Origin of the sequence: Salinivibrio sp. ML198, from assembly GCF_001996015.1 — a bacterium.
GTDB lineage: Bacteria > Pseudomonadota > Gammaproteobacteria > Enterobacterales > Vibrionaceae > Salinivibrio > Salinivibrio siamensis.
Genome location: NZ_MUEZ01000002.1, coordinates 168738 through 188337 on the forward strand (window position 1 = coordinate 168738; position 19600 = coordinate 188337).

Below are 19600 nucleotides of genomic sequence, written 5' to 3' on the forward strand. Positions count from 1 at the left end.
AAAAAAGCCCCGTATAAACGGGGCTAGATTATTGCGTTATTGGCGCTTTAATTCAATTTAAATTTAACAGCGACAATTCGCGTAACGCGACGGAGAACTTGGCAAACTCATGTACTGAGCCCACTTTGAACTCATCAACAATGCTCTGCCAACGCCCGAGAATGACTACGTGCTCATCCATCCACTGGGCTAATCCCGTCTCAGCATCTTGATCGGTTGCCATTTCGGACACGATACGGGCGGTGAGTAATCGTTGCTGCCAATCCAGATCTTCGCGGAAAGACGCACGCGCCAACGCTTGCCAGTGGTTATCCACCGGTTGGTTGTTGATTTGTTTCAAGAACCAGTGCAGTGACAAGCTATCCCCTAGCACATAGTACAAGCGTGCCACCAGCTCGAACGGTTTATTCAGCTGCTCTGACACCTGTGCTAAGTCCAATCCAGAGAACACGCTGGTTAGACGACAGACTCTATTCGCCAGTGCATCCGGCACCCCAGCTTGTCGTAGCGTCTCCGCTTGTTGATCATGCTCTTTGATTTCACTCTCAACCAGATAGTCATCCAAGTGCTCGACCAAGTTTTGCAGCGCCGGACGATAAAAGGCCACTTGTGCCTCGATACTTTCCCCTTTGCGTTTGTTACGTAGCATCCATCGGGTTGCTCGGCGTAGCATCCGGCGACAACGGAACAAGATATCGTATTGCACCTTGGCGCTGACCTGATTATCTAGCGCTCGCACATCGTCAAACAGTTGTTCAAAACCAAACACATCACGGGCAATCGCATACGATTTGGCAATATCACTGACACTTGCTCCCGTTTCATCTTGCATACGCGTAATGAAATTGAAGCCCATGTCGTTCGACATCTGGTTCGCCAAGGCGGTAGCAATGATCTCGCCTCTCAATGGATGGGATTCCATTTCTTTGCGATAGTGACGCTGTAACTCTTTCGGGAAATAACTGGGGAGTAGCTGGCCAAAGTGTGCATCTTGCGTCACTTCATCAACCACCAGTTGCTCTTTGAGCACCATCTTCCCGTACGCCACCAGCACAGCAATTTCTGGGCGAGTTAGGCCCGTGCCACGTAAGTTACGCTCAGACAAGGTCTCATCATCCGGCAAATATTCAAGTGCACGATCCAGCTTGCCCTCTTTTTCAAGATAATGAATAAAGCGGATCTGCTCTTTTAATAACGCCGCTTGCTGATTGTGGGTTACGGAAATTGACTCGCTCTGACTGTACGCATCTTCAAGCACGATATCAGACACTTCATCTTCCATCCGCTCCAAAAGCTCGTTGCGTTTTTTCATGGTCAAGTCACCGGCAGCGACCAGCCCATTGAGCAAGATCTTGATATTAACTTCGTTATCTGAGCAATCTACCCCGCCGACATTGTCAATGAAGTCGGTATTGACGCGGCCACCTTTGAGCGCATACTCAATACGCCCCAGTTGTGTCATCCCTAAGTTACCGCCTTCACCGATAATGCGCGCACCGACTTCATTGCCGTTAACACGTAACCCATCATTGGCGCGATCGCCAACAGAGGTATGGGTTTCATCGGACGATTTAACATAGGTGCCAATCCCACCATTCCATAGCAGATCGACTTTGGCTTTTAAGATCTGTTTGATCAGATCGTTCGGCGCCATGGATTGCTTGCGTGTACCAAGCAGTTTTTGTATTTCTGGCGTTAAGTTAATCGACTTCGCTCGACGAGAGAATATCCCCCCGCCTTTGGAAATCAACTCGCTGTCATAATCTTCCCAGCTTGAGCGCGGCAGGTTGAAAAGGCGTTGGCGCTCTTTCCAGCTTTTCGCGGCATCAGGTTCAGGGTCAATGAAGATATGCATGTGGTTAAAGGCTGCCACTAAGCGAATATGTTTAGAGAGCAACATGCCATTACCAAACACGTCGCCTCCCATATCGCCAATCCCCACACAGGTAAAGTCTGTGGTTTGACAATTGATATCCACTTCGCGGAAATGACGCTTCACCGATTCCCAAGCACCCGCTGCGGTGATCCCCATTTTTTTGTGGTCATAACCGTTGGAGCCACCAGACGCGAAAGCATCGCCCAGCCAGAAGTTATATTGCGCTGAGACACTGTTAGCAAGGTCGGAGAAGGTCGCGGTACCTTTATCTGCAGCTACCACGAGATAGGCATCATCTTCGTCATGACGCACAACGTGTTGCGGCGGTGTCAGGGTGCCTTCAACGATATTATCGGTAATATCGAGCAACCCTTGGATGAAGATCCGATAGCAGCGCTTCCCTTCTGCAAAAATTGCATCTCGGCCCGAGAGCTGGTGCTGTCGCTTGCATACAAACCCACCTTTGGCTCCGACGGGCACAATCACCGTGTTTTTCACTTGCTGCGCTTTAACCAGCCCCAGCACTTCGGTGCGGAAGTCTTCTTGCCGATCGGACCACCGTAAGCCACCACGTGCGACTTTGCCGCCGCGTAAATGCACCCCTTCTACATCCGGTGAATACACGAAGATCTCGAATGCAGGAACAGGTTTAGGCATATCCGGGATCTCAGAGGCCTCGAGTTTTAACGACAAGTAAGGCTTGTCTTGGCCATTGTCCGGATCTTTTTGGAAAAAGTTCGTTCGCGTGGTCGCCAACATGATTTCCATGTAGCGGCGAATAATACGGTCATCATCAAGACTCTCGACATTATCGAGGGCTTCTTCAATATCATTGATGATGATGTCTTGTGCCCGCTTCGTTTGTTTACCAACCGGGTCAAAACGCGTATTGAATAGTTTTACCAAGAAACTGGCAAGTTGAGAGTGTGACGCTAGCGTCTCTTCAATATAGGCTTGGCTAAATGGAAAGCCAATTTGACGCATATAACGCGCATACGCACGTAAAATCGTCACTTCGCGCCCCGACAAACCGGCATTAAGCACCAAGCGGTTGAAGCCATCGTTATCCAGGCGGCCATGCCAGATATCCGCAAAGGCATGCTGAAAACGATCCCGGGCATTACCAAGATCAAACGCCGATCCAGCACTGTGCAACATCGAAAAGTCGAGGATCCAGTATACATCCCCTTGACTGGTTTCTACTTCATAAGGTGATTCACCAATCACGCGTAAGCCAAGGTTTTCTAGCATTGGCATCACATCAGACAAGTGAATAGGTTCGCCTTTTTGGAAGAGTTTCAGGCTGATCGCGTTCGATTGATGGCTTACCTCTTGGGGGCGATAAAGCAGCATATCGAGCTTGTTATCATCACTGAGTCCCTCAAGGCGCTCAATATCCGCCACCGCTGATCCAGGCAGCATGGCCTCTTTGTACGAACGTGGAAACGCCCGCAGGTAACGCTTGGCGATCGGTGTGCCTCGGTTTTCACCAAAGTTTGCGATCACAGCCTCTTGCAGACGATCGTCCCAAGACGAAGCCGCTTCTGTTAGATTGTGTTCGATCTTCTTCACATCAATATCGAAATTGTTGTTTTCTACTCGGACGATATAGTGCGTCCGCGCCAAGGGGCTTTCCGAGAAGAAAGTGGTAAATTCTACCGTCTGATCAGAGCCAAAGTACTGCTGAAGAATACGTTGGGTTTGACGACGGAACTCGGTGTTGTAGCGCTCACGGGTGATGTACACCATGCACGAGAAAAACCGCCCGAATGGATCGCGACGAACAAACACGCGCAGCATGTCACGATCTTGCATTTGCACCACGCCCATCCCAACGTCGCGCATTTCTTCTTCGGTCGCCTGAAAAAGCTCATCACGGGGATAGTTTTCCAAAATATTCGCCAGTGCTTTCCACGAGTGTGATTCACGATAAAAGCCACTGTTATCAAGAATGCGACGCACTTTGTTACGCAAGACGGGAATACTGGCGGTGGATTGGTTATACGCTGAAGATGCATAAAGACCGGTGAAACGGTGCTCACCAATCACATTGCCATCTTGATCAAATTTTTTGATCCCGATGTAATCCACATAAGCCGGACGATGAACACGAGATTTGGCATTGCTTTTCGTCAACACCAGTAATTCTTTTTTCAGCGCCTCGGCGCGCGCTGACTCTGGCATGTCTGATAGGCTAAGGACGGCGGGCGATTTATGCTTTTTGGCTAAGCCGAGTGCATTGCAATCTGCGCTAGCACGAAGCTCGTAATCCCCTTCCACCGCGACTAAGTCAAAACACTTATACCCCATAAAGGTAAAGTTGTTGTCGGTAATCCAGCTCAAAAACTCGATCGCTTCTTGGCGACGTTCATCATCAATGGGTAACGGTGTATCTTTCAGCTCCGATACCAGCGCAAGCATTTGCTCACGCATCGGCTTCCAGTCGTTTACCACCATCACCACATCCATCAAGGTTTCAGACAATTCCGCCTCTAATGCCGCCATCTCTGACTCATCGGACATTTTGTCGATTTCGATGTGGAACGTACTTTGGAACTGCCCGTTGTCACCGCCAATCGCAATCACGTTACCCTGATCATTTTTTTGTGATTTTATCGGGGTATTAAGCATTAGGTGGGTCGTGATCCCCAAACGGTTGAGGGCCATGCGCACCGAGTCGACCAGGAAGGGGGCATCTGGTGCTAAGATCTCGACAATGGTGTGGGTGGACTGCCAGCCATTGCCACTGAGGCTCGGGTTAAAGACTTTTACAAACACTTTGTCTTGTTCGAAGGTGTTTAGATGGTGCCACAAACTCATCACAGCACCATAAAGATCTGACTCATTGCGTTCCTGCAAGTCATCATCAGAGATTTGACCCAATATCCTTTTGGCTAATGCATCGACAAGTGGTTGTTGAGTATCATCCAGTTTATCGGCAATCAGCTGATAAACCTTCTCAAGTAACACAGGTACTATAGGGTCACGCGAGGTCATTCTGGAGCTCCGTTGTCCTTTTTAGAACATTATCGTTGTGAGTATTCAGAGGTAAACATTGCGTTAACAAACGCACTGTCTAGTGTAAGGCTTGGCAGGTAAAAACGTTATAGGTAAACGGCTGGATTTACGCGAATTTCGCCAGAATGTGACTGGTGTGGCTATTTAAACAGAAGAATTGGCGAGGCATCACTCGCGCCCCACTAGGCAACCCGCATTAACGACTGGAACTTATGGTTGGCGTCGGTCACCAGTTTAAAACGCCCGCGTATACCGAGTTGCGATAGGAAAGGACGAAAACGCGAAGCCGGGATCTGAAGACGCAGACCCTGATCGGTCGTCACCACCACATTGGCCGCGGCACCACTGTAGTAGTGTTGATACTCTGAGTAAGCAATGTAAACGTTAAAATAGTACTCCATCTCTTCCGCTCAACCTATCACCGTGACACCGCAAACCAATCAACCACCGAAAACAAAAAGCCGCCCAAGGTGGACGGCTTTTCACACTTGTTAACGCTTGGCTGATTTTATCCCAAATCGTTTTTTACTGCTCAAGTGTTTTTTCTACTTTTTCATAGAGATCCGCAGCTAAGTTATCCATATCTGCCAACTCTTGCAGTACCTGTCGCATTTGCTGCTGGCGATGGTGATCGTAATAGGCCAGCTTGAGCATAGGATCAATCAATCGTGATGCCACTTGTGGATTCGACTGATTCAAGGTCACCAAGATCTCTTTTAAAAAGCGGTAGCCGCTACCATCTTGGGCATGAAAACGCGCCGGATTACGATTACAAAATGCCCCGACCAAACTGCGTACACGGTTGGGGTTTTTGAGCGTAAAGGCAGGGTGCGCCATCTGTGCTTTCACCTGCTCTAAGGCAGTCTCGGAAGGGTTCGCACCTTGGAGCATGAACCATTTGTCCATCACCAGTCCATCATGCTGCCATTTATCACTGAAATCTTTCATCAGTGGTTCACGACACGGTAATTGCGCATTGTTAGCGGCATTCAATGCTGCCATGGTGTCAGTCATATTGTTCGCGGCTTGGTAATGACGCTCTACATGCGTGTTGCCGTTTTCCGTGTGCGCGAGATAGCTCAAACAGGCATTACGTAAAGCGCGTTCACCGATCGCTTTGTGGGTGATCTGATATTCAGGTTGCGCATACTGACGGTATACCGCGTCAAACTCATCAACCATATGATCGGCAAATTGTTGCTTGAACGCCGCCATGACTTGATGAATCGCATCAACGTCGACAATATCAAACCAGCCAGCCACTTCCGTCTCGGTCGGTAAGTTGATCACTTCCGCAATCAATGCCGGATCCGTGTTGTCGCTGAGCAATACGCCACGAAATGCATCAATCACTGACAAAGGCACATCAATAGGCTGTTCGTTTTGTACCCGTGCGACGTTCTCCTTAATATGCTTGGCCAGTAGACTCTGACCCGCATCCCACCGCGCGAAATCATTGCGCGCATGTTGCAGTAAGAATGCCAACTCATCGTCTTGATAGTCATGTTCAAGCTTCACTGGCGCGGAGAACTCCCTGAGCAGGGAAAGCACAGGTTGCTCATCCACCCCATCGAAAATAAAGGTCTGCTCAGCATCTGTCACCGCCAGGACGTTTGAGACCGACTCACCGTGACGTTGTAACTCAATCACACTGCCGTCGCGACGATAGAGTGCAATATCCAGTGGAATATATAGCGGCAACTTCTCTTGCTGATCCGCTGTTGGCGGCGTGTGCTGCGTGACATGTAACGCCAACTGTTTGCTATCGGGGTCGTAGGTCGATGATACATTCAATACCGGCGTCCCAGATTGGCTGTACCAACGGCGGAACTGAGTCAGATCGACCCCAGACGCATCTTCCATTGCTTGAACAAAATCATCACAAGTGGCTGCTGTACCGTCATGACGTTCAAAGTAGAGTTTGACCCCTTTTTGAAACTCGGTTTCACCCAAAATGGTATGCATCATACGAATAACTTCACTGCCCTTTTCATACACCGTCAGGGTGTAAAAGTTATTCATTTCGATCACTTTTTCTGGCCGGATCGGATGAGACATAGGGCTGGCATCTTCAGCAAACTGGGGGCCACGCATAATACGCGCATTGCTGATACGGTTGACAGAGCGCGAGCCTAAGTCGGAGGAGAACTCTTGATCACGAAAAACAGTTAACCCTTCTTTCAGGCTAAGTTGGAACCAATCACGGCATGTCACTCGGTTCCCCGTCCAGTTGTGGAAGTACTCATGCCCAATGACCGCTTCGATACCGAGATAATCGGCGTCGGTGGCGGTTTCGGCGTTTGCCAATACATACTTGGAGTTAAAGATGTTTAAGCCTTTATTCTCCATGGCACCCATGTTGAAGAAGTCAACGGCGACGATCATGTAAATATCTAGATCATATTCAAGATCAAACCGCTCTTCATCCCATTTCATTGCGTTCTTCAATGAAGTCATCGCATGATCGGCACGATCTAAATTCCCTTTATCAACAAAGATTTCCAGTGCCACATCACGTCCAGAGCGGGTCACAAACGTATCACGTAACACATCAAAATCGCCGCCGACCAGTGCAAATAGGTAACTGGGTTTCGCGTACGGGTCATGCCATTCTACCCAGTGGCGGCCACCTTCCAACTCACCCGACGCAATCTTATTGCCGTTACTGAGTAAGTATGGGTATGTAGATTTATCCGCAATCACCTTGGTGGTAAAGCGAGCTAACACATCGGGACGGTCGAGATAATAAGTGATCCGGCGAAATCCTTCCGCCTCACACTGAGTACAATAAGCCCCGCCCGAAATATATAGCCCCTCGAGAGCGGTATTGTTTTCAGGATCGAGCTGAGTTTGGATGGTTAAAGTAAATGCGGCTGGGACGTCTCGGACAATCAATTTGCCCGCCTCTTCACTATAGGCTGTCCAGGGGTCGCCGTTGATATCTAGGCGCACTAACGTGAGCGCGTCCCCGTCTAACACCAGATCGGTGGCGTGATCATTCAGGCGTTTCACCTGGCTAACCGCCGTGACTAGGGTGTTGTTCGGATCAAGATCAAATTCAAGGTTGATATCCGTAATGGTAAAGTCCGGCGCACGGTAATCATCACGGTATTTGGCGGTGGGTTGTTGAGACATGTCGTTTCCTTTTTATCGAGTGTACCTCAGCCAACGAACTGTATTCATTCGCCCAAGGGCGATTTTGCATGCCATACCATACCGCGGCTCGGCATTAATGACTATAGATTTAACAGTTTGTTATCAAATGTTTGCGTTTACATTCAATAAGCGCAGTATAATGTCAACGCAGCCTGCCAATCCCGACTGAAATATAATGTGACGACGGTTAAATTTTCTAAAAATTGCGGTACTATGACGCTCATTTCGTTTTGTAACCCGTAAGGCGTTCACCACGCATGCACAATCCGATCATTACATCACTCTTGGATACTGATGCTTATAAAATCAATATGCAGCAGGCCGTATTTCATCATTATCCTGATGTCCATGTTACCGCTGACTTTTACTGCCGCAGTGATGAAAACCTCTCCTACCTACGTGAACAGGTGGTGGAGCATGTCAATCATCTCGCGACGTTGCGGTTTCATGCAGACGAGCTCAGCTATCTGGACTCGCTAGGTCTATATCAAGCAGACTTTCTCGCCTTTTTGTCAGGTTTTCAATTCGATCCTGACCAAGTCACTGTCGGTGTCGAAGACGGTCAATTAGCAATTCATATCGCCGGCCCTTGGCAAGAGGTGATTCTATGGGAAGTGCCACTACTGGCGATTATTTGTGAGCTGAGAAACCGCGCTTGTTATGCTCAACTAAGTGTCGATGACGCGATTGCACGTCTTGACGATAAGTTAGCCCATCTCCCTAAAGAGGGATTTGCCGATGGGTTCCAGCTCGTTGACTTTGGCACGCGGCGTCGTTTTTCTCGTGAGGTCCATCAGGCGATAGTGACACGTCTGCACGCGGTCTATCCGCCTTTAAAAGGCACCTCTAACGTATGGCTAGCCAAACAGTTAGGGCTTGTGCCTGTCGGCACCCAAGCGCATGAGTGGTTTCAAGCCCATCAACAGCTTGCAGGTCAGCTTGCTGACTCCCAGCAGCTTGCGTTACAAATGTGGTTGCAAGAGTATCCCGATAGCCTAGGGATAGCGTTAACCGACTGTATCAACATGGATGCCTTTTTACAGGATTTTGATCGTTCGCTCTGTCACGCCTTTAGCGGATTGCGTCATGACAGTGGTGACCCGATTGCATGGGGTGAGAAGGCGATCGCGCATTATCGGTATCATGGTATTGACCCCAAAGATAAGACACTTGTCTTTTCCGATAGCCTCACGCTGGCGAAAGCCGTGCACATCTATCAATACTTTGCCGACAAAGCCACGACCTCATTCGGTATTGGCACGCAGCTAACCTGTGATCTCCCTAATGTGAAAACCCTCAATGTGGTGATCAAATTAACCAGCTGCCAAGGGAAACCTGTTGCCAAAATTTCTGATGAGCCTAACAAAGCCATTTGTAAAGATGAAGCGCACCTCTCTGCACTAAAAGCCGCGTTCAAGTTGTCAGACTAAACGCTTCCCCAATAGAAAAGGGCCAGTTTATTTATCACCGGCCCTTTTCATCAATGTTTTATTGATGAGTTTTTATGATAACACGCTCTGTCATTGCTCACCGTTGCCGTTGTAACACCGCCTCCATACCAAACACCTCATTGGTCAAGCGCAAGGTATCTGAGGCAAGTTGGTACTGGGATGAATGGCGTCCTTCTTCATAAATAAGCATCAGGTTGTCACCTTCCACCAAGTAAACGCCTCGGTGAGTAATTGAACGGCCGTTGTTGCCGCGAACTTGCATCGCAAAAAGAAAGTCTGGGCGAAGTTTCAGCGAGACACCATCCACCTCTTCACTCACATCTTCCCCTTCTATGCTGTTTGAACGCCACACCCCGGAGAGATCGTCAGGTAGCAGTTTAGTAAACACGGCTCCCTGAAGCTGCAATTGATTATGATTTAACTGGTAGGCATGCACTTGATCCGCCCCCTGCCCATCGTACAACCGCAATGCTTGATGATTCACCGCATAACTGCCTGCAGCCGTCTCGAGCTGCCCATCACGACGTAGCATATCAATACGGAACTCATAATGAGAGTTAAACGAAAGATTAATCGCTTTATACGGATGGCTCGCCTCTGACTCTTCCTCAGCACTAAACCAATACCATTGACCAAGCAGTAACGGGACATCAAATCGTGCTAAATCGTCACCGCGCACTGGCAAGGCCATCACTAAGGCCAGAAAAACACCCAATAAGCAACGCATACCTTCCCCCTCATTGGCAGTGATGCCTTAACGATAAGGTTAGACTGACTTCTCAGTTTTATGCAGTTTTTTGAGCAAGATCTCGTTTCATGTAGGTTGAATCCGCCTAGTCGTCACCATAACGTCATAAAAAAAGCCTAGGCGAATTGCCTAGGCTTGGGGGTGCGCTAACGTGCTAAAAGACCGTATGCCGACCTGACATTTAACGGTTGGCTGAAAGAAGGTTAGCCAAATCTTTTGTGATGCTCGCGGCTTCATCTAAGTATGCATCTGGCTCTTCATAGTCTTTAGGCACATCATCGAGCGTTTTGAAGGGCGGTTCACCCAACGCCTTCTGACGTACATTTAATCGCGCCAAGCGTTCTTGATCTTCTCGATCCATTTCCTTGCGCCGTGCGTCTTCATTCAAGGAGATTGTGTTTTTATCTTTCTCTTCTTGATAGCGCGCAATGTCTTGGCGGATGAAATCAAACTCTCGATCATCTTTGATCCGCGCTTTGTGCTTTTCACCTATCGTATTAAGCACCGAATCAGGCAAGGATCTAGGCTGATAATCCGCTTTCTCAATTCGATCCCATGGCAAGGCATTTTCTTCCACACTCTCACCTGTTTCATCCGGTGAAACGGGAGAAGGGAAGACAATATCTGGCACCACACCCTTATTTTGGGTACTGCCACCGCTAATCCGATAAAACTTTTGGATCGTGTACTGCACATAACCTAACGGCTTATCAAATAAATCGTAGATATGATTCAAAGAGCGGTGCTGCTGTACGGTCCCTTTACCAAAAGATTGTTCGCCAATCACCACCGCACGCTCATAATCTTGCATGGCGGCCGCGAAAATCTCCGAAGCGGAGGCACTGTAGCGATTAATCAACACCGTCATCGGGCCATCATAGAAACGTTTATTGTCCGTATCACTGTTGACTTTCACTCGCCCATAGCTGTCTCTGACTTGTACAATAGGGCCTTGGTCAATAAACAACCCACTGAGCGCGGTTGCTTCACTCAGTGCCCCCCCTCCGTTATTTCGCAAGTCCACGACGATACCGCTAATGCCCTTTTCTTTCAGACTCGCGATCTCTTTTTTGGTGTCATCGGCCAGACCAACATAGAATCCGGGGACCGTCAGTACGCCAACTTTTTCGTCACCGCGCTCAATCACTTCAGATTTTACTGCGCGATCTTCCAAGCGAATCTTGTCACGGGTTAGCGTGACATTGTAACTTTTAGCATTCGCCCCTTCGGGTAAGATTTTCAGTTTAACTTCACTGCCTTTCGGGCCTTTAATCAGCTCGACCACATCGTCCAGTCGCCAGCCAATCACATCGACAATCGCTTCGTCTTCTTGGCCCACACCAATAATTCGATCACCGGGTGACAACTGTTTGGACTTGGATGCAGGGCCACCCGCAACGAGAGAACGAATCACTGTGTATTCATTTTTTATCTGCAATACCGCCCCTATCCCTTCGAGGGATAAATTCATTTCCGACTGGAATTGCTCAGCATTGCGCGGTGAAAGGTAGCTAGTATGTGGGTCAACTTCACGCGCGAAGGCGTTCATGTAGACCTGGAACACATCTTCGCTATGGCTTTGCGTTAAACGCTTTAACGCGCTGTTATAACGCTTGCCCAAGGTCTCTCGGATTTCTTCATCCTCTTTCCCCGTTAAGCGCAGGTTCAAGGCATCATTTTTTACCCGCTTGTCCCAGATAGCATCCAGCTCGGCCTCGTTAGCCGCCCATGGCAGCTCAGTACGATCCAGCACCATGCTTTCGTCAGCAGAGAAATCAAAGGGTTTATCCAACACGTGCAGCGCGTACTGATAACGCTCAAAGCGTTTTTTCAGCACACGGTTGTAAATCGCATAGGCCGCTTGTGTCTCACCTTCTTTGAGCTGATCATCTAAACGCGTTTTCCAACGAGATAGACGTTCGACATCATCTTGGGTTAAAAACACACGATTATAATCCAGTGTTTCCAAGTAACGATCAAAAATCGCCGCCGAGAAGGCATCGTCGAGCGCGAACTGCTTATAGTGGGATCGAGTGAAACGAGAAGTTACACGCTTGGAAGCGGTTTCGTGTTGGGGTTCAGCGGACAGTGAAGGTAGTTCACTGAGTTGAAAATTGGCTTCTACGGCCTGGGCAGAGGCTGCCAGCATCAAGCTGGCAGCGATAGCCGAAACGCGGCGTCGACAAAACATGCGTCGAGGAGTCTCCTTTAGGCGCTGAGGTGCTCCGCTTTTACTAACATGGTTAACCCGTTAGTCAGGCGAACACGCACCTCATCCTTATTAATTTCAACAATGGTCGCTGGCAGATTACCGTTGCCCATGTTCACATTCACGTCTTTACCTACGACAACATCGTTGGCGTTGAGTTCGCGACGTGGCTCACTCTCTTTCTTAGTCATTTTAGCGGGCTTTGGTTTACTCGTACGGCCTTTCGCTGATTGCGCAGCCGCCTTTTTGCCTTTTGGTGCGGTTTTACCCGCATTTTTCGCCTGGCCTTCTGACTTTTTCGCTTGTTGCTGCTTACGACGCTCTGCCGCACGCGCTTTGCTTTCTGACAAGGTCTGCGCAGCATGGTCGATATGCTCTTGCTCAAGCTCGCCACACGCATTGCCATCAAGGTCAACGCGTGACGCCCCTGGTTTCACGCTGTGCAGATAACGCCAGGAAGACGTGTACTGACGAAGCGCGGCGCGCAATTGGGTCTTGCTTACCTTGGGATCGCCTTCAAGACGTGTCGCAAGATCTTGAAAAATACCAATTTTTAATGGCTTGGCTTCGCCTTCAACAGTAAAACATTTAGGGAAACGTTCAGCAATGTAGGCAATGACTTCTTTGCTGTTCGCGAGCTTTTCAGTATTTTCCATGTTTTTTCCTGGCCTGCTGCGAGAAACCACAGCAGCGTATCTACGTGTATTTAAGTATGAAAGTGGTGCGTATTATAGATACCTGATATGAAAAAACTACCAAGATTGGCGAAATCACAAGTGTTTTTGCATTTCTTTGACCAAGGTAGCGAGTCCATGTTCATCTTCTTGGTCAAAGCGACCGATACTTGGACTATCAATATCCAGTACTGCCTGCAATTGATTATTGACCCGAACAGGCACCACAATTTCCGAGTTACTCGCCGCATCACACGCAATATGTCCTTCAAAGGCGTGCACATCTTCTACTCGCATTACGGTATCCTGACGATAGGCGGCCCCACATACCCCTTTATCATAGGGGATGCGTACACAGGCTGGTTGACCTTGAAACGGGCCAAGGACTAACTCTTCTCCCTCGTCGAGATAGAAACCCACCCAGTTAATATCTTCAAGCTGGCTATTGAGTAACGCACTTATATTGGCCAGTTTTGCAATAAGGTTGGGTTCCCCTTCGCACAACGCAACCGCTTGTTGGGTTAACAAGCGGTAAAAATCAGCTTTGTTTTCCATAAATCACTGCATCTCAAACAACAAGACCATTACAATAGAAATAATCCAAAGACTTTTCAATTGAGTATCCCTATTTATGATCACCTGGCGCTGGCTTCTTGACCAAGCTCGACCCCATCGCACCCGGCTCATTTGGGCTAACGTGGTAGCCATTGCCGCCACCTTGGTCAGTGTGCCTATCCCGTTACTCATGCCGTTATTGGTCGATGAGGTGCTATTGGATAAGCCAGACTGGGGACTTGCGGTACTCAACACCCTCCTGCCTATAAGCTGGCAACAGGCGGGCGTTTACATTGCCGCTGTGCTGATCATTGTCGTTATCATGCGCATCGTCAGCCAAGGACTTAACATTCTACAAAGCCGCCAATTTACCCTGGTTGGTAAGGCAATCACCTACAAAATCCGCCAACACTTGATCGCCAAACTTGGGCGGATCAGTATGCGTGAGTACGAATTACGTGGGAGTGGCGGCCTCACCTCTCACCTTGTCACCGATGTCGAAACCATCGATAAGTTTATTGGTACCACACTAAGCAAGTTTATTATTGGTCTGTTGACGGTCACCGGCACCGCGGTCGTCTTACTTTGGATTGATTGGCGACTCGGCTTGTTCATCTTACTGATTAACCCTATTGTCGTGGCGTTAAGCCGCACCCTTGGCCAACGAGTTAAGCACCTTAAAACACAAGAGAACCAATCTTTTGAGCGCTTCCAGCAACGTCTCGTGGATACGTTAGACGGTTTGTATCAACTTCGTGCTGCCAATCGTGAACGTGAGTATTTGCGTCAGCTTGACCACAGTGCCAGTGAGATTAAAGACAGTGCTGACAAGTATGCCTGGCAGTCAGAAGCCGCGGGACGCTTATCATTTTTAATGTTCTTGATCGGTTTCGAGCTCTTTCGCGCTGTAGCAATGGGAATGGTCTTTTTCAGTGATTTATCGATTGGTCTGATGTTCGCGGTGTTTGGTTATTTGTGGTTTATGCTCGGCCCAGTGCAAGAGCTGCTCGGGATTCAATTTGCTTGGTATAGTGCTAAAGCCGCGATGACGCGTATTAATGAGGTTTTACAACTGGCCGAAGAGCCGCGTCGACCCGCGGGCATTGACCCAAGTCGTATCGCCGCCCACACACAGGCCTCGGGCTTAACGGTCGAGATTGATAATCTATGTTTCTCCTACGATGAGGATAAGTCGGTACTCAATGGTTTAAGCATGCGTATCCCTGCCGGCCAGCGTGTGGCATTGGTTGGTGCCAGTGGCGGCGGAAAATCAACCCTTATTCAGTTGCTGTTAGGACTGTATCCGGTAGAACAAGGTGATATACGCTTTAACGGCCACTCGATTAACCATGTCGACATGGATGCTCTCCGTCATCAAATTGCCGTGGTATTGCAACAGCCAGTGCTGTTTAATGATACGTTGAGAAATAACTTATGCTTAGGCCGTCACCTTGCCGACACCGCGCTTTGGCAAGCTATCGAGCACGCCCAATTGGGGGATGTGGTGACACAACTCACCGACGGGCTAGATACACCGCTTGGACGACAAGGGATCCGTTTATCTGGCGGTCAGCGACAACGTGTGGCGATTGCACGAATGCTCCTGAGTGACCCTAAACTGGTTATTTTGGATGAAGCCACGTCCGCCCTAGACACGGCCACTGAGCGCGCGCTACATCAAGCAATGCAAACATTTTTGGCGGGACGGACGACCCTTATCGTGGCTCACCGCCTCTCTGCGGTTAAAGAAGCCGATGTGATTTATGTGTTGGATGAAGGACAAGTGACCCAACAAGGCACGCACACAGAGTTAGTCAATGCGCCCGGGGTATATCAAACCTTGTATGGGCAAATACAACAGGCGGCGGGAAAGTAGACCATGACACAGTCACCAGACACACCGTTTGCGGCGTCCCCACCTTTAACGAGGTGCTCGGGGTGCGATCTGGTGTTACAACCGTGCCAAACTGACTCCGATCATCTTGCTATCTGCCCACGTTGCGCGACCAAGCTCGCGCACGGACGACGGCTGTCTTTTAATGGAGAGATAGCCTTGGCACTCACGATTTTGGTGCTGTTTCTTCCCGCTCACCTTCTGCCGCTCCTTTCCATCGATTTGTTGGGAAAAACCATCACCACATCCGTGCTTACCGGTGCCAAGATTCTCTGGTCTTCATTCCCGTTTGTCGCTAGCCTCGTCATATTCTGTGCTTCATTTGCACCGCTTTTGTTCACCTGTGCGTTATTGGTGATGCACCTGTCTCGACGCCAACAATCCATCCGCTGGTTTCGCCCAGCGGTACGCGTGATTGCGCACAGCCGCCACTGGGTGATGGCGGATGTTTTAATGGTCAGCTTAGCCATCGCCTGTTTTAAAATTCAAGACTACGCCACCTTGCACTTTTCCGTGGGGCTTGCCTGCTATGCGACGATACAAATCCTACTATCGGTTTTACTGGTGCGGGTAAACACGCAAAGATACTGGGATGCCTTTACTCGCCCAGCACCAGAATCCGAGCCATCCCCTCTTATCCGGTGCAGCCACTGCGGCTTAACACAAGGGCACCAGGAAAGCGATCACTGTCGTCGATGTCATTTACCGCTTCACCGCCGAATGGTTCGAAGCGAGCAAAAGACTTGGGCCTGTTTAATTACCGCTACCATTTTTCTGTTTCCGGCCAACCTGTTCCCAATCTCCATTTTGTTCTCCAACGGCATTCGACTTGAAGACACCATTTTTTCGGGCGTCGCGAGTCTGATTAATAATGGGATGCCAGGCATCGCTGCGATCATTTTTACTGCCAGCATCGTCGTGCCCGTAGCAAAGATACTAGGGCTAGGTTTGATATTAATAAGCTTACGGTGCACCACCGCCATCACACCACGTCAACATATGTGGCTATACCGAGGGGTGAAATGGATTGGAAAGTGGTCGATGATGGACTTATTTGTGATTGCGTTTATGGTCGCCTTAGTCGATCGTGGTCGCATTATGGACTTTATGCCTGGACCGGGTGCCATTGCATTCGGCTTGGTCGTGGTATTAACCATGCTTGCCACTGAATTTCTTGATACGCGTTTGATATGGGATCATCATGAGCGACAAACAAGACATACCCTCACCGATCGTTAAAAGCAGCTATGGCTTGTCTCCCCTATGGATACTGCCTGTATTGGCCTTGCTGATGGCCGCTTGGCTCCTGTTTCAATCCATCAGTGAAGCGGGGCAACGGATTCAAATTGTGTTTAGCGATGCGCAAGGCTTGGAGGCTGGGCAAACCACGATCCGTTACCAAGGGTTGGAAGTGGGTAAGGTGCGAAATATTACACTCGCGGATGACTTGGACGGCATTTATGTTGACGCCAATATCTATCCAGAGGCGACGCAACTGCTCACAAGTGGCACCGAGTTTTGGCTTGTGAAACCACGCGCCTCGATCACTGGGATCAGCGGCCTCGAAACCTTGGTCTCAGGCAACTATATTGCCTTACAGCCTGGCAGTGGTGACCCCAGCCTATCCTTCGTCGCGCGTGACGAACCACCGACAGATATCGCAGAAAAAGCCGGCACAACCGTCAAGCTACACGCACCGACATTAGGCTCACTGAATGTCGGTTCGCCGATTTACTATCGGAAAATTCGTGTCGGCGAAATTTACAGTTACCGGCTTGATCAAGATTCGCAAGGGGTGACGCTCTCCGCGTTAATTGAGCCGCAATTCTCGCATTTACTCAAACAAGACTCACGCTTTTGGTCGATCAGCGGTGTAAAAGCCAATGTTGATGTGTCGGGTGTTGATGTGCAGCTCGAGAGTGTGGCGAGCTTGATTGCCGGTGGCATTGCATTCGACTCCCCGAAAGCAAGCCCAACACTTGAGGACAATCGCCCTTTTCAGCTTTACCAAAGCCTTTCGCAGGCCGCACGCGGTCAATCGATACAAATAGCGCTCCCTGAACAACATGGGCTGCCCGGCGCGGGGACGAAGATCACCTATCAAGGATTAGAAGTCGGTGAAATTACCCACATAGACGTCGCGGCACAGCAACAACGTCCAGTCGCAACCGCACACATTGACCCGAGCATGACCTGGCTGCTCAACCAAGACACCTACTTTCAGATAGAGCAGCCCCAAATTGGTTTTGATGGACTAAAGAATCTGGGTAATTTAGTCCTCGGCAACTACTTGACGATCCAACCTGGTTCGGCAGATGCTGATCCCGCGATGCCTGACGATGTATTTACCGCCCGAACCTGGCACCAACAGCAAAAGCAACTGACCGGTGCCCTCACAGTAACCTTAACCGCAGACGATGCATACGGCTTAACCCCCCACACCAAAGTATTGCATCGCGGCATTCAAGTGGGCTTTATCGACCGTGTCGCGCTCAATGAAAGTGACACTGTCACTTTAAAGCTATTGATTTATCCAGAATACCGCCACTTGGTGAAACAACAATCGCAGTTTTTTATTCTCGGTGGGATCACGGGCGAGCTCAGTGGTGACGGTCTCAATGTGGTCGTGCCAGCGATGGAACAAATCGCCGACCCGGCTTTAAGCTTTACCAGCGAAGGGGCGAAAGGCATCAATGAGACATATCCACTTTACACCTCCCCTATTCAAGCGAAGCACGCCAAGCAAGATGCACGCGGTGAAACACGCTTTACCTTAGTGGCGAGTCGTATGCCTGGTGTGAGTGAAGGCAGTCCCGTGATGTACCGCAATTTTGTGGTCGGCCAAGTGGAAGGATATCAGCTTAACGGCAACACTGTGTCCATCGCCATTGCAGTGAGTAATCGCTATAAGCATCTGATTAATCCACAAACCGTATTTTGGAATCAATCTGGGCTGGATATCAAAGCCAACCTCAGCGGCGTCGAAATTAATACAGGCTCGTTGCGTTCACTGGTTAACGGCGGTATTGCGTTCGGCACCATGCCTGGTATTAGTAATAAACGAAACGGAGATTGGAAGCTTTACCCCTCAAAGCAAGAAGCCGCTCAATACGGTGTAGATATTAGGCTAACGGTTGACCAGGCCAACGGGGTAAAAGTGGGCAGCGCGATCCGTTATCAAGGAGTCGATGTTGGCGAAGTGATCACCCTAAGCCCCGACTTCGACCACGAAAACGTGACCATTCAGGCTCGTCTCTACCCTGAATACAAAAATGCGCTTGCACGCACCGGCAGCTATTTCTGGCTCACTCAACCCGTCCTCAGTCTGACCAAAACAGAGAACTTGGACTCACTATTTGGCACCTATATCTCGGTGGTCCCCGGCGAGGGTGACTTCACCCAACAGTTCACCCTCCATGACTCGCCCAAATACCCAAAAGGGCTGACACTCATCCTGGAGAGCGACGCTCGCCACTCTATCGCCCCTGGCACACCGGTATTACATCGCGATATCGAAGTGGGTATTGTCTCTAGCGTTAGATTAGGCGAACTGTCTGACCGAGTCATTTTCGAACTACAAATCGCGCCGCAATATGCACACCTGGTTCGTGAAAACACGGTCTTTTGGAACGAGTCCGGGGTCGATGTCTCCATTGGACTAACGGGTGCAGATCTCAAAAGCGGCACGATTGATAGTTTGCTGAAAGGCGGTATTGCTTTCTCAACCCCGGACGATCAACCTTTGCAGCCAGTGGCCAATGATCATCGTCACTTCTTGCTGCACAGTGAGAGTAAAAAAGTATGGCAAGAATGGCGAACGGCTATTCCAACACCATAAGCTGCTTGTACTAAGCGACCCTCGATATGCTCGCTAAAAAATCAGGGACCTCAACGCGCTCGCTAGGTCCCTGATAATACTTATCCTTTAACAAAATTGTGTCACAAACTGGCATGTCGCTATTGATAGACTACACTATAGGAATCACAACCTAAATATTGGCATATGGCTCCTTGAGCCT

The 19600-nt window shown here is 49.3% G+C and carries 11 protein-coding genes; 4 read left to right on the plus strand and 7 right to left on the minus strand.

Annotation, left to right across the window (positions count from 1 at the left end):
* Window positions 1-52 precede the first annotated feature (52 nt).
* The 3 genes from BZG25_RS02195 to pepN all read right to left on the minus strand — a co-directional run bounded on the left by BZG25_RS02195 (window position 53) and on the right by pepN (window position 8029).
* Entirely contained in the window at window positions 53-4873 is a 4821-nt protein-coding gene (locus BZG25_RS02195; protein ID WP_046073215.1) for an NAD-glutamate dehydrogenase, read from the minus strand.
* Between the two features lie 203 nt (window positions 4874-5076).
* Window positions 5077-5295: a DUF2835 domain-containing protein gene (locus tag BZG25_RS02200; RefSeq protein WP_046073214.1), complete on the minus strand. Its 219-nt coding sequence runs from the start codon at window positions 5293-5295 to the stop codon at window positions 5077-5079.
* 124 nt (window positions 5296-5419) lie between these two features.
* On the minus strand, window positions 5420-8029 hold the full coding sequence (gene pepN / locus BZG25_RS02205; RefSeq protein ID WP_077577806.1) for an aminopeptidase N: 2610 nt from the start codon (window positions 8027-8029) through the stop codon (window positions 5420-5422).
* A 278-nt stretch (window positions 8030-8307) separates the two neighbouring features.
* Here pepN and pncB point away from each other — a divergent pair, with 278 nt between their 5' ends.
* Complete coding sequence (gene pncB, locus BZG25_RS02210; protein WP_077577805.1) at window positions 8308-9480, plus strand: nicotinate phosphoribosyltransferase; 1173 nt, start codon at window positions 8308-8310, stop codon at window positions 9478-9480.
* A gap of 97 nt (window positions 9481-9577) precedes the next feature.
* Here the strand turns inward: pncB and BZG25_RS02215 are convergent, their stop codons facing one another.
* From BZG25_RS02215 to BZG25_RS02230, 4 genes are all read right to left on the minus strand, one after another.
* Window positions 9578-10228: a hypothetical protein gene (locus BZG25_RS02215; RefSeq protein WP_046073211.1), complete on the minus strand. Its 651-nt coding sequence runs from the start codon at window positions 10226-10228 to the stop codon at window positions 9578-9580.
* A gap of 202 nt (window positions 10229-10430) precedes the next feature.
* Entirely contained in the window at window positions 10431-12440 is a 2010-nt protein-coding gene (gene prc / locus BZG25_RS02220) for a carboxy terminal-processing peptidase (RefSeq protein WP_077577804.1), read from the minus strand.
* A 17-nt stretch (window positions 12441-12457) separates the two neighbouring features.
* The gene (proQ, locus tag BZG25_RS02225) at window positions 12458-13114 is read right to left on the minus strand and encodes an RNA chaperone ProQ (RefSeq protein WP_069362426.1); all 657 of its coding nucleotides are present in this window, start codon (window positions 13112-13114) and stop codon (window positions 12458-12460) included.
* Window positions 13115-13228: 114 nt separating this feature from the next.
* A complete protein-coding gene (locus tag BZG25_RS02230) occupies window positions 13229-13687 on the minus strand; it encodes a GAF domain-containing protein (protein WP_046073208.1) in 459 nt (152 codons plus the stop codon).
* 76 nt (window positions 13688-13763) lie between these two features.
* On the opposite strand from BZG25_RS02230, the gene BZG25_RS02235 reads away from it, so the two are divergent.
* Genes BZG25_RS02235 through BZG25_RS02245 form a run of 3 tightly spaced genes read left to right on the plus strand, consistent with a single transcriptional unit; the run spans window position 13764 to window position 19419 of the window.
* Complete coding sequence (locus BZG25_RS02235; RefSeq protein WP_077577803.1) at window positions 13764-15563, plus strand: ABC transporter ATP-binding protein; 1800 nt, start codon at window positions 13764-13766, stop codon at window positions 15561-15563.
* 3 nt (window positions 15564-15566) lie between these two features.
* Window positions 15567-16820 carry a paraquat-inducible protein A gene (locus BZG25_RS02240; RefSeq protein WP_077638478.1) on the plus strand — a complete coding sequence of 418 codons (1254 nt, stop codon included), beginning with the start codon at window positions 15567-15569 and terminating at the stop codon, window positions 16818-16820.
* A complete protein-coding gene (locus BZG25_RS02245) occupies window positions 16783-19419 on the plus strand; it encodes a PqiB family protein (protein ID WP_077638479.1) in 2637 nt (878 codons plus the stop codon). Before BZG25_RS02240 ends, BZG25_RS02245 begins: the two co-directional genes overlap by 38 nt.
* The last annotated feature ends 181 nt before the right edge of the window (window positions 19420-19600 follow it).

Excerpts from the sequence above, each read along its gene's own strand:
- BZG25_RS02195 (WP_046073215.1), bottom strand. The coding sequence starts at position 4,873 with ATGACCTCGCGTGACCCTATAGTACCTGTGTTACTTGAGAAGGTTTAT.
- BZG25_RS02200 (WP_046073214.1), bottom strand. The coding sequence starts at position 5,295 with ATGGAGTACTATTTTAACGTTTACATTGCTTACTCAGAGTATCAACAC.
- pepN (WP_077577806.1), bottom strand. The coding sequence starts at position 8,029 with ATGTCTCAACAACCCACCGCCAAATACCGTGATGATTACCGTGCGCCG.
- pncB (WP_077577805.1), top strand. The coding sequence starts at position 8,308 with ATGCACAATCCGATCATTACATCACTCTTGGATACTGATGCTTATAAA.
- BZG25_RS02215 (WP_046073211.1), bottom strand. The coding sequence starts at position 10,228 with ATGCGTTGCTTATTGGGTGTTTTTCTGGCCTTAGTGATGGCCTTGCCA.
- prc (WP_077577804.1), bottom strand. The coding sequence starts at position 12,440 with ATGTTTTGTCGACGCCGCGTTTCGGCTATCGCTGCCAGCTTGATGCTG.
- proQ (WP_069362426.1), bottom strand. The coding sequence starts at position 13,114 with ATGGAAAATACTGAAAAGCTCGCGAACAGCAAAGAAGTCATTGCCTAC.
- BZG25_RS02230 (WP_046073208.1), bottom strand. The coding sequence starts at position 13,687 with ATGGAAAACAAAGCTGATTTTTACCGCTTGTTAACCCAACAAGCGGTT.
- BZG25_RS02235 (WP_077577803.1), top strand. The coding sequence starts at position 13,764 with ATGATCACCTGGCGCTGGCTTCTTGACCAAGCTCGACCCCATCGCACC.
- BZG25_RS02240 (WP_077638478.1), top strand. The coding sequence starts at position 15,567 with ATGACACAGTCACCAGACACACCGTTTGCGGCGTCCCCACCTTTAACG.
- BZG25_RS02245 (WP_077638479.1), top strand. The coding sequence starts at position 16,783 with ATGAGCGACAAACAAGACATACCCTCACCGATCGTTAAAAGCAGCTAT.